Raw genomic sequence first — 15,290 nt, forward strand, 5'->3', positions numbered from 1 at the left:
AAAAAATGACCGCACTTTGGCAAGCTATCACTACGGCATTGATCGAAACTGTACCAGAGAAAAAATGCGAGCTTGTTAACCAGCTCTATGATGATCTGTTACCCACTGTCAATTTAACTGAATTAGACGATTTTCCTATTGTCACACCGACGCAAGACATAGCAGGATTTCCGCATAAACCCGCGCTAGTTGCACCTAAAGATGTACCTAAACGTTCTTTTGCTACTAAAGAAGGTTACGCTGCAACACTACATGCCATCGCACATATTGAATTTAATGCGATTAATTTAGGCTTAGACGCTGCCTGGCGTTTTGGACGCTGTGCTCAACAGGAATTGGGAGCAGGAATGACATTCGTAAAAGATTGGTTACGAGTGGCACGCGAAGAAAGTACGCATTTTACCCTTCTTAACCAACATTTAAAATCTTTGGGTTACCAATATGGGGACTTTGAAGCACACGCAGGTCTATGGGAAATGTCACAAGCCACAGCTCATGACATTTGGGAACGTATGGCATTAGTGCCTCGCGTACTTGAAGCAAGAGGGTTAGATGCGACGCCTGTTCTACAGGACAAAATTCGTCAACGTAAAGATTTTGATGCTGTTGCAATTCTCGATGTGATTTTACATGATGAAATTGGTCATGTTTCAATTGGTAACCATTGGTATCATACACTTTCTACTAAACGTGGATTAGATGCTATGCAATGTTTTGGTGAACTGTTACGTAAATATCGTATTGTCATATTCAAAGGCGTGATTAATACCGATGCACGCCTACAAGCCGGTTTTACTCAATATGAACTTGATTGGATATATGAAATTGAACAAACACTAAAAAGCTATATTAAAGCAGAAAAATGATGCCAAGATAATGAAGGCAGATCAAATGTCTGCCTTTAATTATTGACGCTATTCGAACAGAAAACAGTTAAAACTTTGCCAAAATCGACCGCACTTTAATTAATGCGATCTTTTCACTGCAATATGTACTGTCACTTCTTCTCGATCATGATAAAGATGTTTCGCTTGAATTTGATAGCTCATACCTTGCTTCATTAGTTCATCCTCAAGGTATTGCAAACATTTCTGAACCTCAAGATAACGCTTTTTCATAGGTAATTTAAGATTAAAAATCGTTTCATGACACCAACCATTCACGAGCCATTTGGTAATCAAATTAGCAATACGGATTGGCTGCTCTACCATATCACAAACTAACCAATCTATTTTGCGACGTTTTGGCGGTTGGAATTTAAATCCATCCTCAGAGCAATGCTCAATACGCCCTGTTTCATGTAAACTTGTTGCCATTTTTCCGTGATCTACGGCATAAACAAATAAGCCTCGTTTAACTAGCTGATAAGTCCAACCGCCTGGACAGGCGCCTAAATCGACAGCATACATTGTTTCTTGTAATCGTACTGCTTCCTGCTTTTTAGGAATAAAAGTGAGAATTGCTTCCTCTAACTTTAACGTCGAACGACTTGGTGCATCTGCAGGAAATTTCAAACGCGGAATACCCATAAAATAAGCGGAGTGATTATGGTTATAAGAATAGCCAACATAACAACTTGTAGTATTAATAAAGAGGACATGTAAAGTCACACTAGCTGATTTACCAACATGAGCCACTAACCAGCCTTGTTTTTTCAGTGCTTGGCGTAGTGGTACAGTAAACTTGCGACAAAAGACAGAGAGTGCTTTTGCTTCATTAGTATCCGCTGTTTCAACAAAAATTTCATTACTTTGCTTTAAATTAATTTGAGCTGCGATCTGTTGATATTGTGCCACAATAGGCGAAATCCGATCTTGTGACGATAAATCAGTTAAAAGCTCGGAAACAACTAACATTTGACGCGCAAAAATCAATTGGTGGAAAGGTATCTCTCGTGCTAGGCGATCTGCATCGCCTGTCTGATAACATTCAAAAATTACATAACCACTATTTTCGACAACACGCGCAAAGCCAAAAACACCAAGTGCGGTCGCTTTTTCACTAATTTCAGCAGCGACTTCTTTTTCAAAACCAAGACGACAATAAAGGGCTAATTTATTCATTATTTTTGTTTCATTGTTTCAATGATCCAAGCTCGAAAAGCTTGAATACGTTCATCATTTACATCAAAGTGATTCACAACATAGAACGATTTTGGATCATGCAAATTTGTTGGTAAGACAATTTGTAAATGTCCATTATCAATTTCCTGCTGTGCTAAAATACGGTTCGCAAGTACTAAACCCTGCCCATGTATAGCCGCTTGTAATGCCATAAAAGTATGGCTAAATAGCGAGCCTTGCTGAATATTTAAATCATCCAGTTGCAAAGAACTTGCCATATTTTTCCAATTATCACGAGTATGAATATGAATTAAAGTGTGATTTTTTAAATCGTCTTTACTCTGTACGGGAATTTGGGCAAGTAATTTTGGTGAAGCGAGAATAAGGAGATTCTCTTCAACTAACTTTTCAACCTGCAAATTATCCCAGTTTCCTAGCCCATAATAAATAGCAATATCAATATCTTTGCTAAGTAATCCTTCATCCTGATCAACACCTTTTAAACGCACTTCAATATCAGGATAATGCTGGTTAAAATCGCTTAGATGCGGTACTAACCACTGAATACCAAATGTTTGTGGCACACTAATGGTCAGATGTTTATCATGTTTTTTTGCTAATAATTTATCAGTAGCTTCAGCAAGTCGATGTAGAATTTTTGTCACATCAGTAAAATAAGCCTGACCTAATTCTGTTAATTCCAGTGAACGATTCTTACGTTTAAACAATTCAATGCCTAAAAAATCTTCTAACAGTTTTATCTGGTGACTTACTGCAGCTTGTGTTACAAACAATTCTTCTGCTGCTTTTGTGAAGCTTAAATGCTTTGCAGCAGATTCAAATGCTTTCAATGAATTCAAGGGAGGCAAACGTTTACACATACGCTCTTCTCAATGTTAAATTTTTGATCTATAATATAAAAAATATCTTTCGCATTAATTTTTCTAATGCGTCATATAAAAAAATATTCGTTGTTCACTCTCAGGCTTCCTCTTACAATGCAACCATACTTAATGATTGGTAATTCCTTACTGGTTAAGAGTTTCGGACTTAAGTATGATGTTGTGTTTGCATATTGTTTGGGAAACCAAACAGAGTAACTTTTGAAGTTACTTATTTTCACTTCCTGTATATTTATTTTTAAACCCTTTTGGTTAGACACCGCTCAGTCGAGCGGTGTTTTTTTATCTGCTGATTTTAGCACAACCACCTGCTTATTGCTTGTTTTACTTCAAAATATTTTATCTTTCAGATTTTCTGTTTCAATCACTAAATTTTTTTCTCGCAAACATTTGCAAGCTATGAAGAATGGTGTAGATTAAAACTCATTCTCCAGACACAACAAAAAGGATATAACAATGACAAAAAATATTGATTGGCAAAATTTAGGCTTTGGCTATATCAAAACAGACTATCGCTACATTGCATATTGGAAAAATGGTAAATGGTCAAAAGGTGAGTTAACACAAGATAATACATTACACATCAGCGAAGGTTCAACCGCATTGCATTATGGTCAGCAATGCTTTGAAGGATTAAAAGCCTATCGCTGTAAAGATGGCTCAATTAACCTTTTCCGCCCAGATCAAAATGCACTGCGTATGCAACGCAGCTGTCAGCGTTTATTAATGCCTGAAGTACCGACTGAGATGTTTATTGATGCATGTAAACAAGTAGTCAAAGCAAATCAAGAATGGTTAGCACCTTATGGCACAGGCGCTACATTATATTTGCGTCCATTTATGATTGGTGTAGGCGATAACGTCGGTGTAAATCCTGCACCAGAATATATTTTCTCTATTTTCTGTTGCCCTGTGGGTGCTTACTTTAAAGGTGGTTTAAAACCAACTAATTTTTTAGTCTCAAATTATGACCGAGCAGCACCACAAGGGACAGGTGCAGCCAAAGTTGGAGGCAACTATGCCGCAAGCTTATACCCAGGTAAAGAGGCAAAAGCACATGGCTTTGGTGATTGTATTTATTTAGATCCAACTACACATACTAAAATTGAAGAAGTCGGTTCAGCAAATTTCTTTGGTATTACTCAGGACAATACATTTATTACTCCACTTTCCCCTTCTATTTTACCTAGCATTACTAAATACTCTCTTCTCTACCTAGCAAAAGAGCGTTTAGGTTTAGAAACCAAAGAAGGGGATGTCTATATTGATCAATTAGATCAATTTAAAGAAGCTGGAGCTTGTGGTACAGCAGCAGTAATCACACCTATTGGTGGTATTCAATATGGTGACAATTTCCATGTTTTCTATTCTGAAACTGAGGTGGGCGAAGTCACAACAAAACTCTATAACGAGCTTGTCGGTATTCAATTTGGTGATGTTGAAGCGCCCGAAGGCTGGATTGTGAAAGTTGACTAAGCAAACTTTTTTATTTTAAGTCACTTTAATTAACATGTTATAGTCACCTTAAGCTCAGATGCAACAATCTGAGCTTTATATTTCTAAACGTTTGATAGGACTTAACTCACTTTTAAAAACACAACAAAGTGCGGTCAATTTTTAGTAAATTTTACTTATAACAGGAAGAAAAAATGAGAATAGGTTTAGTTTTAGAAGGCGGTGCCATGCGCGGTATGTTTACTGCTGGTGTACTTGATGTATTTCTTGATGAAAAGATTCATATTGATGGTATTGTTGGCGTTTCCGCAGGTGTGTTATTTGGGGTTAATTTTCCATCAAAACAACGTGGACGAGCAATTCGATATAATAAAAAATATTTAAATGATAAACGTTATATGGGATTACATAGCCTATTATGTACTGGCAATATTGTAAATAAAGATTTTGCTTTTTATGAACTTCCTTTCAAATTAGATCCCTTTGACATTGAAATGTTCCTTGCTTCAAACATCGATTTTTATGCGACTCTCACTAATGTTGAAACAGGAGAAGCTGAATACATGAAGCTAGGTAATGTATTCGCAGAAATGGAGATATTAAGAGCCACATCGGCTATGCCTTTTGTTTCAAAAATGGTTGAAATTAATGGAAAGAAATATTTAGATGGTGGCATTGCAGACAGTATTCCATTAAAAAAATGCCAAGCATTAGGTTACGATAAAATTATCGTTATCCTTACTCGCCCGTTAGATTATCGTAAAAAACCAATGCCTTCTTGGATTTTTAAAGCTTTTTATAGCAAGTACCCTAATTTAGTGAAAAAACTGGCAAATCGCTATCAAGATTACAATGAACGTGTAGAAGAAATTATTCGTTTAAGTGAACACAATGACATTTTCGTCATCCGACCATCACAAACTTTACCAATAAATCGCATCGAAAAAGATCCTGCTAAAATTCAAGCAATGTATAATCTAGGTATTCAAGACGCTAAAAAAGAGATAGTAGCGCTCAAAGATTTTTTAATTAAATAAATTATTTATAAATTCTGTAATGACTACTTATTTTCATCTATAAATAAATTTAACATTACAGAATTACTCTTTATTATCAATAATTATATTTTCTAATATTACTACTCATTATGCATAGGCTACTCTTTTTAATACAGCTTATTTTACTAATAAAAAATAATATCACTATAAATCTAAATTTTGATAAATATTACTCATAATGTGTATTTCTTTTGCAATACAATCAGCTATAATGATTATAGCTAAGGCTATTGATAAGTGAATAAGCTTTATAGATTTAGTTGTTTGGAGTTTTAAAACTAACGTTTTACAATGGCATCTGTATAAATTTAGGAGAGCTTATGAATACATTAGCAAGCAGGTTGCAATCATCTAGAAAGAACGCTGGGTTTACACAAGTACAGCTAGCGAAGCTTGCAGGTGTATCACAAAATGCAATACAGAAAATTGAATCAGGGCAGACAAAAGAACCTAAAAATATTCTTGCCCTCGCAAAAGCGCTTGGAATAGAACCTGAGTGGCTACAATATGGAACAGGTAAACAAGCAAAAAGTGAAACTAGCAAAATTGAATCTAACGTGAAAGAAATAGGCTCATTTGAATTATGGGACTGTCATACCCCACTAAATGACGATGAAGTCGAAGTACCATTTTTAAAAGATATTCGTTTGGCAACAAGTAATGGATTTACGGACGATATAATGGATTACAATAATTTCAAATTACGATTTTCTAAAGCAATACTAAGACGACAAGGTGTTCAATTCGAAAATGCTGTATGTATTACAGCTGATGGTGATTCAATGGATCCCGTCATACCAGATGGTTCAACTGTAGGCATTGATATAGGAAATACCATCATTCGTGATGGCAAAATTTATGCAATTAATCATGGTGGTTTACTACGCATAAAAATCTTATATAAAATGCCAAATGAACAAGTTCGCATTAGAAGTTATAATATTGAATCGACACCAGAAGAAGTTGTTGATTTATCAGAAATTACTGTACTCGGTAAAGTATTTTGGTGGTCTGTATTATGTGATTAAACTTATGGCTATTTATTAGTAAAAATCCATCTTCAACGAAGGTGGATTTTATTAAGATCCTATAGATTTTAATATATTAATAGAAAAGATATCGATATTTCAGATAAGTCTGATAAGCAAAATAAAAAGCATGCTCTACTAGATTACCCAAAACAAAGCTTGAAAGTGCCTTTTACTTCTATGAATAACTCCTCAAGTTTAAGTCACTCGATTTTGAAAGAACGATTTATGGATTAAAAGCTCTCTCTATATCAATTTGAGATATACGAATAAGTCATACATAAAGTAAAAAGAGCAAAAAATTTGCTTCTGCTTTGTTTCCTAAACGGGTAAACCAAAACAAAGTTATTCATTTTCTTTAGTAAGCTAATACCTCACTTTTGAATAAAATAAGAGATAAATCTTTGCTACAATATGTAACGACTTGCAATGCATTTTTGCCCAAAAACAAAATTTAATACATGATATACTTTTTATCTAAAGCGAATTAAAAATAGTTGATCAAAACAATAAATTAGAAATAGCAACTACTCTATCGCGCAATGAAGAATGATAAGCAGTCTCTTTTTTGTGATACAGCTCACAAATCCACCAATCAACTCAAAATTTTTCAATTTTTTTTTGATTTAAAAACAACCATTTATAGCTCTAAAGAGGATTAATTTAAGATAAAATACAACTATAGCTATTTACAAAATAAAACTTTAGCTATATAATGTGCATGATGAAAAGAAATAAATACAATTATGTTGCCAAATAATAATATATTAAATACTACTCTTTTCATAAAAATTAGAAAAAATTAAACTAATTAAAACAACTTATTACATAAATAAGTTGTAATTTATGTATTTGTAAGAAAGTATTACTATATACAGTTGAACATTGAGCTACTATTTATACACAAATGAATTTAATTAACAGTAGATAATGGATTGTAATACTTGATTATTTCCGAATAAATGGAGTAAACAACTAGCAAGGAGGCTACTAAGTCTCCTTCAAAATCGATGGGGACTTTAGCTTAAACTTATTGGGTTAGATGATCATGTTGTTCAGCTCAAATAAGATATATTAGAGCTGAAACATCAATAAATATCTCACACAAAAAATAATGCATAAATCATTATGCAGCATATCAAATAAATAGAATACTTAAAATGAAAGTACCTAGAATCCGAATGATTTATCTATATAAAAAGCTCTTTTACTTAAAAAAATAAAAGAGCTTTTAGCATACACTAGATGGTCTGAACTTTTTATAACTTAGTTTATGTATATACATATAAAGTTACAAAGATTTCAGATCACCCTTTTAAATCAAAAAATTATACACGTTTAAAGTCAATGTGAACTAATTTTGGTTTAAATGGGTGGCGTTGCATTGCTTGTACTTTCACCGCAACTTCTTTACCATCAATAACTAAAGTGATCACTTCAGAATAAAATGAATCGTGAACTTGTGCATTGTTTAAATCATCATGATTTAAGATGATTGATACTGGTGCTTCACTGCCACCATAAACAATAGCAGGGATTTGACCATTATGACGCAGGCGGCGGCTCGCACCCTTACCTTGCGACTGACGAACTTCAGCGTTAAATTTAAACATTTGTACTATTCTCATTATTAGAATTAAAAGATAAAACCGCAGGCGACCCAACGATTTTCCATAAACTCGCTCAAAGGCTTGCTTTGAGAGGCAGGGATTATATTTGATTTGGGTGTACAAATCAAATATTAATCAGAGATTCTATTGAGTTTTTTAGCGACTTTATAAAAAAAACAAGGTAGAATAACAAACTGTTTTATGTAAGCTATCATAATTAATTGAGTGGTATATAAATGGATCTTCTAATCTCGTTTTTTTCTGACTATGGTTACTTTGCTGTATTATTCGTTCTAATTTTGTGCGGATTTGGTTTACCCATCCCTGAAGATATCACTCTCGTTTCTGGTGGCGTTATCGCAGGCTTATATCCAGATGATATCAATGTACATATCATGTTAGTAATCAGTATGTTTGGTGTATTAGCGGGCGACTCTTGTATGTATTGGTTAGGGCGTATCTATGGAGCCAAAATCCTTCGCTTTAGATTAATGCGTAAATTAATTACATTGAAAAGACTACGCTTAGTTCGCGATAAATTTGAAAAATATGGCAACCGTGTACTATTCACTGCTCGATTTTTACCTGGATTACGTGCTGTAATTTATATGGTTTCAGGCATTACACGTCGTGTTAGTTATACTCGTTTTGTACTAATTGATTTCTTTGCTGCAATTATTTCTGTTCCTGTTTGGGTATATTTAGGTTATTTCGGTGCCCAAAATCTAGATAAGTTACATCACCAAATTCAGCAAGGACAATTTTTTATTTATATCATTATCGCTGTTCTTGCTATTTTCTTATTGTGGAAATGGAAAAAAAGTAAAAACGCTAAAGTTGAACAATAATCATTATAAAGTGCGGTCAAAAATGAAAGTGTTTTGTTAATCATATAACAAGGCGCTTTTTTCTATCAGCAATAACATCTTAATCTACTAATATCGTCTCCATATAAGTCAAACGTTCAAGATTAGTAATATAGTGACCAAGCTCTTGTTCTTCTGGTTTGTATAAATAAGGAATTTGTCCTAAAAGCGGTGCATCAATTTTTTCACTTAATAGTTCAATAATCTCAGCATAATGCCCTAAACAAGGATTAATACGATTAGCAATCCAACCTAACAAAGGTAACCCTTTCTGCTGTATTGACTCCATCGTTAATAAAGCATGATTGATACAACCTTCTTTAATTCCCACAACAAGCACAACTGGCATTTTTTGTTCTTGTACCCAATCAGCAAAACGATAATGCTTATTTATTGGTGTCAGCCACCCATATGCACCTTCCACCAATACTGATTGATACTTTTTATTTAAATGTGACAAATCAGAATTCATTTTTTCCACATGAATACTTTTTCCTTCACGAGAAAAAATAGGCATACTATGCCTAAATGTATAGCTGTTCACCTCTTGATAATTAACCAACTCTTTTGTTGAATTGATTAAAGTTAGTACATCTGCATTATCTTCAAAACCATAATCACTTTCAGGCTCATTTTGATATTCTGTATCAGTATAGATATTATCTTCACGGCTAAATGCAACGGGCTTATAACCCACTATTTGAATACCTTTACTTTGCAACGCCTGTATTATTGCTCGACTTGCCACAGTTTTTCCTACATTAGTATCTGTGCCTGTCACAAAAAAACTGCTCATTGCCTATCCCCTTCTCCGATCTTTTATCTGTAAGATCTTAAAGGAATTCTTTTTTACAAATGTTGAGATAACACAACTTTTTATTAAATTGATGTCATTAATCCAAAGAATATGCACAAAAAAAGCACTGCCTTGATTTATATCAATAACAGCACTTAATCTTAAAAGAAATTTAATCTTTAATGAAATGCCCTAACAAACTGCCATCATAAATGCTTTGTTTAATTGCCGAAGCAGCTACAACAGGAGTATTCCATTCATATTTTCCCGTGATAACTTCTACTTTTGAATCAGCAATGGCTAAATTTGCTTTTAATATTCGATTGACTCGATTTAAGAAAATATCTTTTGAGAGTAAAAAGCTGGAACTTAACATGATTTTTTCTGAGGCAAATATACTGACTAAATTCATTAAGATATAAGCCAAACTATCTGCAATATGGAATAAAATTTGCTCTGCTTTTTTATCGCCTTTATTTGCCATTTCACATAAAAATGCTATTTTCTCGGAGCAATTAGATAATCCATTCTCGGGAAAATACTTATCGATAAGAGGATAAATCGCTTTATGTGTAATCTGGTTTTGCAATTGATAGCGTTCAACCTCATTTAAATGTGTGCTGATATCTTGTTGTAAACCACTTAATTTTGGCACGATCATTTTATTAATATGGCTTCGCGTTTGGCTCTTATGTAATAACAACTCACCTTTAGAAAGCACGCTAAAATTAATCACGTCGTCTAATTGTAAAAATAGTACATTGTCACAATTAATTACGCTGCCTAAAGTTGATTCTGCTAGTAACCAAGTTTGAAAATATTCAGTAATTAATACTGGTATTTTAAAATAAGGGGTGAAAAGTGTTTTTAAATTGATATCAAGCTTGGTCTCACCAAGCTTGATTAATCTATTTTTATGATCAAGTTCACCACCAACAGCGACAGAAAAAGTAATTAAATGGTTCAGTTCATCCTGCGTTTCAGTAAGAAACTGTTGTAAATAATCCACTAGCACTTGTTCTAGATTTTTTAAATCTTCTTGTTTTAAAGGATACACACTGTGTTTAATCGTGCCACCGTCAAGTTCACTTAAAATAATTTCAAACCGATTTTCAACCAGTGTTGCACACAAAGATTGCCAATAAAATGGTGATACACATAAGCCAATAGCTGGACGACCACGGCTTTCAGTATTTTGTACCGCTCGCTCAACAATCAGTTTTTCTTTAATAAGCTCACGTGTTAATGCCGTAATTGTTGCAGGCGCTAAGCGCGATAATTTTGATAAGTCAATACGAGAAATTTCTTCAAATTGTTCGACTAAACGGTAAATACGTCCAAGTTGTTTTAAACGTAGTGGCAATTTATCTTCTTTTCTAATTTTTGGCATAATTAATACTCAATTCCATAAGTGAATAAGGATAGGATTGCTATTGCAGTATGTCTAAGCAATACCTATTTTTACATTCTGTTGCATGTTAATGCGGAGGATTCTAATAAAAATAAGAAATAATAAATTGTTTACTTATACCAGTTATGGTAATAAAAACAAGCGGTTTAAATCAATAATGAGGCTTATTTCACAAAAACAAAACTTTTAATAGATTTTGGCAATTTGCATAAGTTAAGGTAAACTATATCGGTTTATTTCTTTACAAAACTTGTTGAAAACAGAGGTTTTTATATGACTAAAATTGCATCTATTGTTGATGTGTTACAAGGTAAAATTGCGATTGGCGAACAAGTGACTATCCGCGGTTGGATTCGTACTCGCCGTGATTCAAAAGCAGGGCTTTCTTTCTTATCCATTTACGACGGTTCTTGCTTCGATCCAATCCAAGCTATTGTTAATAATGATATTGAAAATTATACCTCTGAAGTCTTACGACTGACTACAGGTTGCTCTGTTATCGTCACTGGAACTGTAGTCGAATCGCCTGCTGAAGGTCAAGCAGTTGAGTTACAAGCAAGTAAAGTTGAAATTTCAGGTTGGGTCGAAGATCCTGAAACTTATCCAATGGCAGCTAAACGCCATTCTATTGAATATTTACGCGAAGTTGCCCATTTACGCCCACGTACAAATATTATTGGTGCAATTGCGCGCATTCGTCACTGTTTAGCGCAGGCTATTCATCGCTTCTTCCACGAACAAGGTTTCTATTGGGTTGCGACACCATTAATTACTGCGTCAGACACCGAAGGGGCAGGAGAAATGTTTCGCGTTTCTACTTTAGATTTAGAAAATTTACCGCGTAATGAGCAAGGTGCGGTCGATTTTTCGCAAGATTTCTTTGGTAAAGAATCATTCTTAACCGTTTCTGGTCAACTAAACGGTGAAACTTATGCTTGCGCATTAAGCAAAATCTATACCTTTGGTCCAACATTCCGCGCAGAAAACTCAAATACTACGCGCCATTTAGCTGAATTTTGGATGGTTGAGCCTGAAATTGCCTTTGCCACTTTAGCAGATAATGCAAAATTAGCCGAAGATATGTTGAAATATGTTTTCCGAGCTGTATTAGAAGAACGAAAAGATGACTTAAAATTCTTTGAAAAACATGTTGATAAAGATGTTATTAGCCGTTTAGAAAATTTCGTCAGCTCTGACTTTGCGCAAATTGATTATACTGATGCAATTGATGTGTTATTACAATCAGGTAAGAAATTTGAATTTCCAGTTTCTTGGGGGATCGATTTATCTTCTGAACATGAACGTTACCTTGCTGAAGAATATTTCAAATCCCCAGTGGTTGTGAAAAACTATCCAAAAGACATCAAAGCGTTTTATATGCGTTTAAATGATGATGGTAAAACTGTTGCAGCTATGGACGTTTTAGCCCCAGGAATTGGTGAAATTATTGGTGGTTCACAACGTGAAGAGCGTTTAGCTGTATTAGATCAACGTATGGTTGAAATGGGTCTAAATCCTGAAGATTACTGGTGGTATCGTGACTTACGTCGTTATGGTACAGTTCCACATTCAGGTTTTGGTTTAGGTTTTGAACGTTTAATTGTATATGTAACTGGTGTGCAAAATATTCGTGATGTGATTCCATTCCCACGCGCACCACGTAATGCAAACTTCTAATGAATTAATATCATTGAAATTATTTTCCCCTTATTGCAAGATAAGGGGAATTTTTTAGGTAAGTAAAATGAACGCTCTGAGTAAAAAAAGCATTTTTGTGTTATTTTCAACTGTACTTTTGCTGGGCTGCTTTATCGCTATCATTCGTTCCCTTCCCTACTCATCTCTGAAAGATCATTTTCCTTACTCTACTGCAGTATATGATGAGCACAACAATTTACTGCGTCTAACTACTGCCAAAGATGAACGTTATCGTTTATGGATCCCCCTTGAGCAAATTTCCCCCAAATTAGTCGATGCAGTTTTATTTCAAGAAGACGAATGGTTCTATTGGCATTTTGGTGTGAATCCCTACGGCTTAATACGTGGAGCATGGCAAACTTATGTTTTGCGCAATTCACCACAAGGCGGTTCTACGATAACTATGCAACTTGCTCGTGTTTTATGGCAGATTGATAGCCGTACATTATGGGGGAAAACTGAGCAAATATTGCGCGCTATTCAACTGGAAATTCGCTATTCTAAAAAAGAAATTCTCGAGGCTTACTTTAATTTTGCACCTTATGGTCGCAATATTGAAGGCGCAGGTACGGCAAGTCTGATTTATTTTAATAAAGCAAATAGTCAAATTAACTTAGCAGAAGCGATGACATTAGCTATTCTGCCCAAAAATCCGAATGCTTATATTCGCCAAAATAATGCTCAACTCAATCCCGCTTTATTCAAAGCACGTAATCAGCTTTATCAACGCTGGCTAGTAACCCATCCTGAAGATAAAAAATGGCAAACTGATTTCCAGCTCAATTATGCTTTACGCCCTTTAGAAAAATTGCCATTTTTTGCACCGCACTTTGTCGATCAATTGTTACAACAATATCCTGATAAATCTGAGCTTATTAGTACCTTAAACAGTCATCAACAACGCTTAGTTGAACGTATTACTCATCGTTATTTATCACAGCAACATCGACATGGTATTAATAATGCTTCAGTGTTATTAGTCGATAATGACACGATGGAAATTAAAGCGTTAGTTGGTTCAGGTAATTATTTCGAACAAGCTATTTCAGGTCAAATCAATGGCACTCTAGCTCGGCGTTCTTATGGGTCGACATTAAAACCATTCATTTATGCGCTCGCCTTTGATCAAGGGCTGGCCCATAGCCGAACTATTTTAAAAGATTTACCGACTACGTTTGCTGAGTATCAACCTGAAAATTACGAAGGCAATTTTTTAGGTCCTATTAGCGTGACGCAAGCATTGCTACAAAGTCGAAATATTCCAGCTATTGAGATGGCTAGTCGACTTTCACCTGATTTATATGATTTTTTACAGCAAGCAAATATCACATTAGCTAAAAACAAGTCACATTATGGTTTATCTTTAGTTTTAGGCGGAGCAGAGCTGAATGCTCAGCAATTAGCAAGTCTATATGCGATGTTGGCAAATCAAGGCGTATGGTCGCCGTTAAAATCACTTAAAGCAGAAAAATTACCGCTCAGCAAGCAATTATTAAGTAAAGAAAGTGCGGTAATGATTCATGATATTTTACGCCAAAATGTCCGTACAGATGTACAAAATAAATCAATTAAATCAAATTTGCCTCTTTATTGGAAAACAGGCACATCTAATGGTTTACGCGATGCATGGACGGCTGGCTACTTTGGACGATATACTTTGATTGTATGGCTTGGAAACTTCAATAATAAAAGTAATCCACATTTAGTTGGACGTAGTTTAGCTACACCTCTCTTTTTACAACTTGCAGATAGTATTATTGCTAATGAACCACAAATGCGTGACATTGTCACAGAGGGAACAAGTTTAAAAGAAGTGCTAGTCTGTCAAGCCGATGGTAATCTACCTAATCAATATTGCCAGCAACAAGTAAAGACCCTTTTTATTCCAGGTAAATCACCTATTACCGTTAGCCAACTTTACCAACCATTTACCGTATTAAAAAATACCGACATGTTGGCTTGCCAACCTTATTCAGGATCGGAAACAGAACAAAAAATCTATGAAATGTGGTCAAGTGATTTTCAACAATTATTTGCACAAGCAGGCGTTATGAAACGCAGCCCAATCATTAATCCCGCCTGCCCTTATGAACAGCAAAATCAAGCCTTACAATATTTATATCAAAATAATCCTCAAATCATTTCGCCTTTAGCAAATCGTGATTACTACGTTTCACACAATGAGCAAGAGGAACCATTAACACTTTCCGCTACAGTTACGGCTAATGTTGATAGCATATTTTGGTTTGTAGACAATGTCTTTATTAGCGAAGCCGCACCAAATCAGCCCGTCTTCTGGCAGCCTCAGTCAACTGGCAGCTATACTATTTCTGCCATCGACGATCAAGGCCGAGTTGGCTCAGTACAAATTAAAGTAAAAATCAAAACTTTTTAAAAACAGAC

General features: G+C 34.8%; 11 protein-coding genes and 1 pseudogene. 7 read left to right on the forward strand and 5 right to left on the reverse strand.

What is annotated here, in order from left to right:
- Positions 1-5 precede the first annotated feature (5 nt).
- Entirely contained in the window at positions 6-866 is an 861-nt protein-coding gene (locus ACFSAV_RS05030) for a ferritin-like domain-containing protein (RefSeq protein ID WP_379096951.1), read from the forward strand.
- Positions 867-965: 99 nt separating this feature from the next.
- On the opposite strand, the gene rlmM is transcribed toward ACFSAV_RS05030, so the two are convergent.
- Positions 966-2,063: a 23S rRNA (cytidine(2498)-2'-O)-methyltransferase RlmM gene (gene rlmM / locus ACFSAV_RS05035; RefSeq protein WP_379096954.1), complete on the reverse strand. Its 1,098-nt coding sequence runs from the start codon at positions 2,061-2,063 to the stop codon at positions 966-968.
- Positions 2,063-2,944, reverse strand: a complete 882-nt coding sequence (locus ACFSAV_RS05040; protein ID WP_101775002.1) for a transcriptional regulator GcvA — start codon at positions 2,942-2,944, stop codon at positions 2,063-2,065. Before ACFSAV_RS05040 ends, rlmM begins: the two co-directional genes overlap by 1 nt.
- A 465-nt stretch (positions 2,945-3,409) precedes the next feature.
- On the opposite strand from ACFSAV_RS05040, the pseudogene ACFSAV_RS05045 reads away from it, so the two are divergent.
- The 3 genes and pseudogenes from ACFSAV_RS05045 to ACFSAV_RS05055 all read left to right on the forward strand — a co-directional run.
- Positions 3,410-4,441 (forward strand): annotated as a pseudogene (locus tag ACFSAV_RS05045) (branched-chain amino acid aminotransferase); the annotation flags it as partial.
- Positions 4,442-4,614: 173 nt separating this feature from the next.
- Positions 4,615-5,457, forward strand: a complete 843-nt coding sequence (locus ACFSAV_RS05050) for a patatin-like phospholipase family protein (RefSeq protein WP_379096957.1) — start codon at positions 4,615-4,617, stop codon at positions 5,455-5,457.
- Positions 5,458-5,798: 341 nt separating this feature from the next.
- Positions 5,799-6,506, forward strand: coding sequence for an XRE family transcriptional regulator (locus ACFSAV_RS05055; protein ID WP_379096960.1), 708 nt, complete (start codon positions 5,799-5,801; stop codon positions 6,504-6,506).
- Between the two features lie 1,328 nt (positions 6,507-7,834).
- On the opposite strand, the gene rplY is transcribed toward ACFSAV_RS05055, so the two are convergent.
- Positions 7,835-8,119: a 50S ribosomal protein L25 gene (rplY, locus tag ACFSAV_RS05060; protein WP_101775000.1), complete on the reverse strand. Its 285-nt coding sequence runs from the start codon at positions 8,117-8,119 to the stop codon at positions 7,835-7,837.
- 233 nt (positions 8,120-8,352) lie between these two features.
- On the opposite strand from rplY, the gene ACFSAV_RS05065 reads away from it, so the two are divergent.
- Positions 8,353-8,964, forward strand: a complete 612-nt coding sequence (locus ACFSAV_RS05065) for a DedA family protein (RefSeq protein ID WP_379096965.1) — start codon at positions 8,353-8,355, stop codon at positions 8,962-8,964.
- 79 nt (positions 8,965-9,043) lie between these two features.
- Here ACFSAV_RS05065 and bioD read toward each other — a convergent pair whose 3' ends face one another.
- Entirely contained in the window at positions 9,044-9,778 is a 735-nt protein-coding gene (gene bioD / locus ACFSAV_RS05070; RefSeq protein WP_379096968.1) for a dethiobiotin synthase, read from the reverse strand.
- A gap of 172 nt (positions 9,779-9,950) precedes the next feature.
- The gene (locus tag ACFSAV_RS05075; protein WP_379096971.1) at positions 9,951-11,168 is read right to left on the reverse strand and encodes an ROK family protein; all 1,218 of its coding nucleotides are present in this window, start codon (positions 11,166-11,168) and stop codon (positions 9,951-9,953) included.
- 294 nt (positions 11,169-11,462) lie between these two features.
- Between ACFSAV_RS05075 and asnS the strand changes: the two genes are divergently transcribed.
- Together asnS and pbpC are read left to right on the forward strand one after the other, a co-directional pair.
- A complete protein-coding gene (gene asnS / locus ACFSAV_RS05080) occupies positions 11,463-12,866 on the forward strand; it encodes an asparagine--tRNA ligase (protein WP_379096974.1) in 1,404 nt (467 codons plus the stop codon).
- Between the two features lie 67 nt (positions 12,867-12,933).
- On the forward strand, positions 12,934-15,282 hold the full coding sequence (gene pbpC / locus ACFSAV_RS05085) for a penicillin-binding protein 1C (protein ID WP_379096977.1): 2,349 nt from the start codon (positions 12,934-12,936) through the stop codon (positions 15,280-15,282).
- The last annotated feature ends 8 nt before the right edge of the window (positions 15,283-15,290 follow it).

It is taken from the genome of Pasteurella oralis, from assembly GCF_042681465.1.
Lineage (GTDB): Bacteria > Pseudomonadota > Gammaproteobacteria > Enterobacterales > Pasteurellaceae > Pasteurella > Pasteurella oralis.

What these genes read in the sequence shown, in the direction of transcription:
- ACFSAV_RS05030 (WP_379096951.1), top strand. Translation starts at nt 6, where the DNA reads ATGACCGCACTTTGGCAAGCTATCACTACGGCATTGATCGAAACTGTA.
- rlmM (WP_379096954.1), bottom strand. Translation starts at nt 2,063, where the DNA reads ATGAATAAATTAGCCCTTTATTGTCGTCTTGGTTTTGAAAAAGAAGTC.
- ACFSAV_RS05040 (WP_101775002.1), bottom strand. Translation starts at nt 2,944, where the DNA reads ATGTGTAAACGTTTGCCTCCCTTGAATTCATTGAAAGCATTTGAATCT.
- ACFSAV_RS05050 (WP_379096957.1), top strand. Translation starts at nt 4,615, where the DNA reads ATGAGAATAGGTTTAGTTTTAGAAGGCGGTGCCATGCGCGGTATGTTT.
- ACFSAV_RS05055 (WP_379096960.1), top strand. Translation starts at nt 5,799, where the DNA reads ATGAATACATTAGCAAGCAGGTTGCAATCATCTAGAAAGAACGCTGGG.
- rplY (WP_101775000.1), bottom strand. Translation starts at nt 8,119, where the DNA reads ATGTTTAAATTTAACGCTGAAGTTCGTCAGTCGCAAGGTAAGGGTGCG.
- ACFSAV_RS05065 (WP_379096965.1), top strand. Translation starts at nt 8,353, where the DNA reads ATGGATCTTCTAATCTCGTTTTTTTCTGACTATGGTTACTTTGCTGTA.
- bioD (WP_379096968.1), bottom strand. Translation starts at nt 9,778, where the DNA reads ATGAGCAGTTTTTTTGTGACAGGCACAGATACTAATGTAGGAAAAACT.
- ACFSAV_RS05075 (WP_379096971.1), bottom strand. Translation starts at nt 11,168, where the DNA reads ATGCCAAAAATTAGAAAAGAAGATAAATTGCCACTACGTTTAAAACAA.
- asnS (WP_379096974.1), top strand. Translation starts at nt 11,463, where the DNA reads ATGACTAAAATTGCATCTATTGTTGATGTGTTACAAGGTAAAATTGCG.
- pbpC (WP_379096977.1), top strand. Translation starts at nt 12,934, where the DNA reads ATGAACGCTCTGAGTAAAAAAAGCATTTTTGTGTTATTTTCAACTGTA.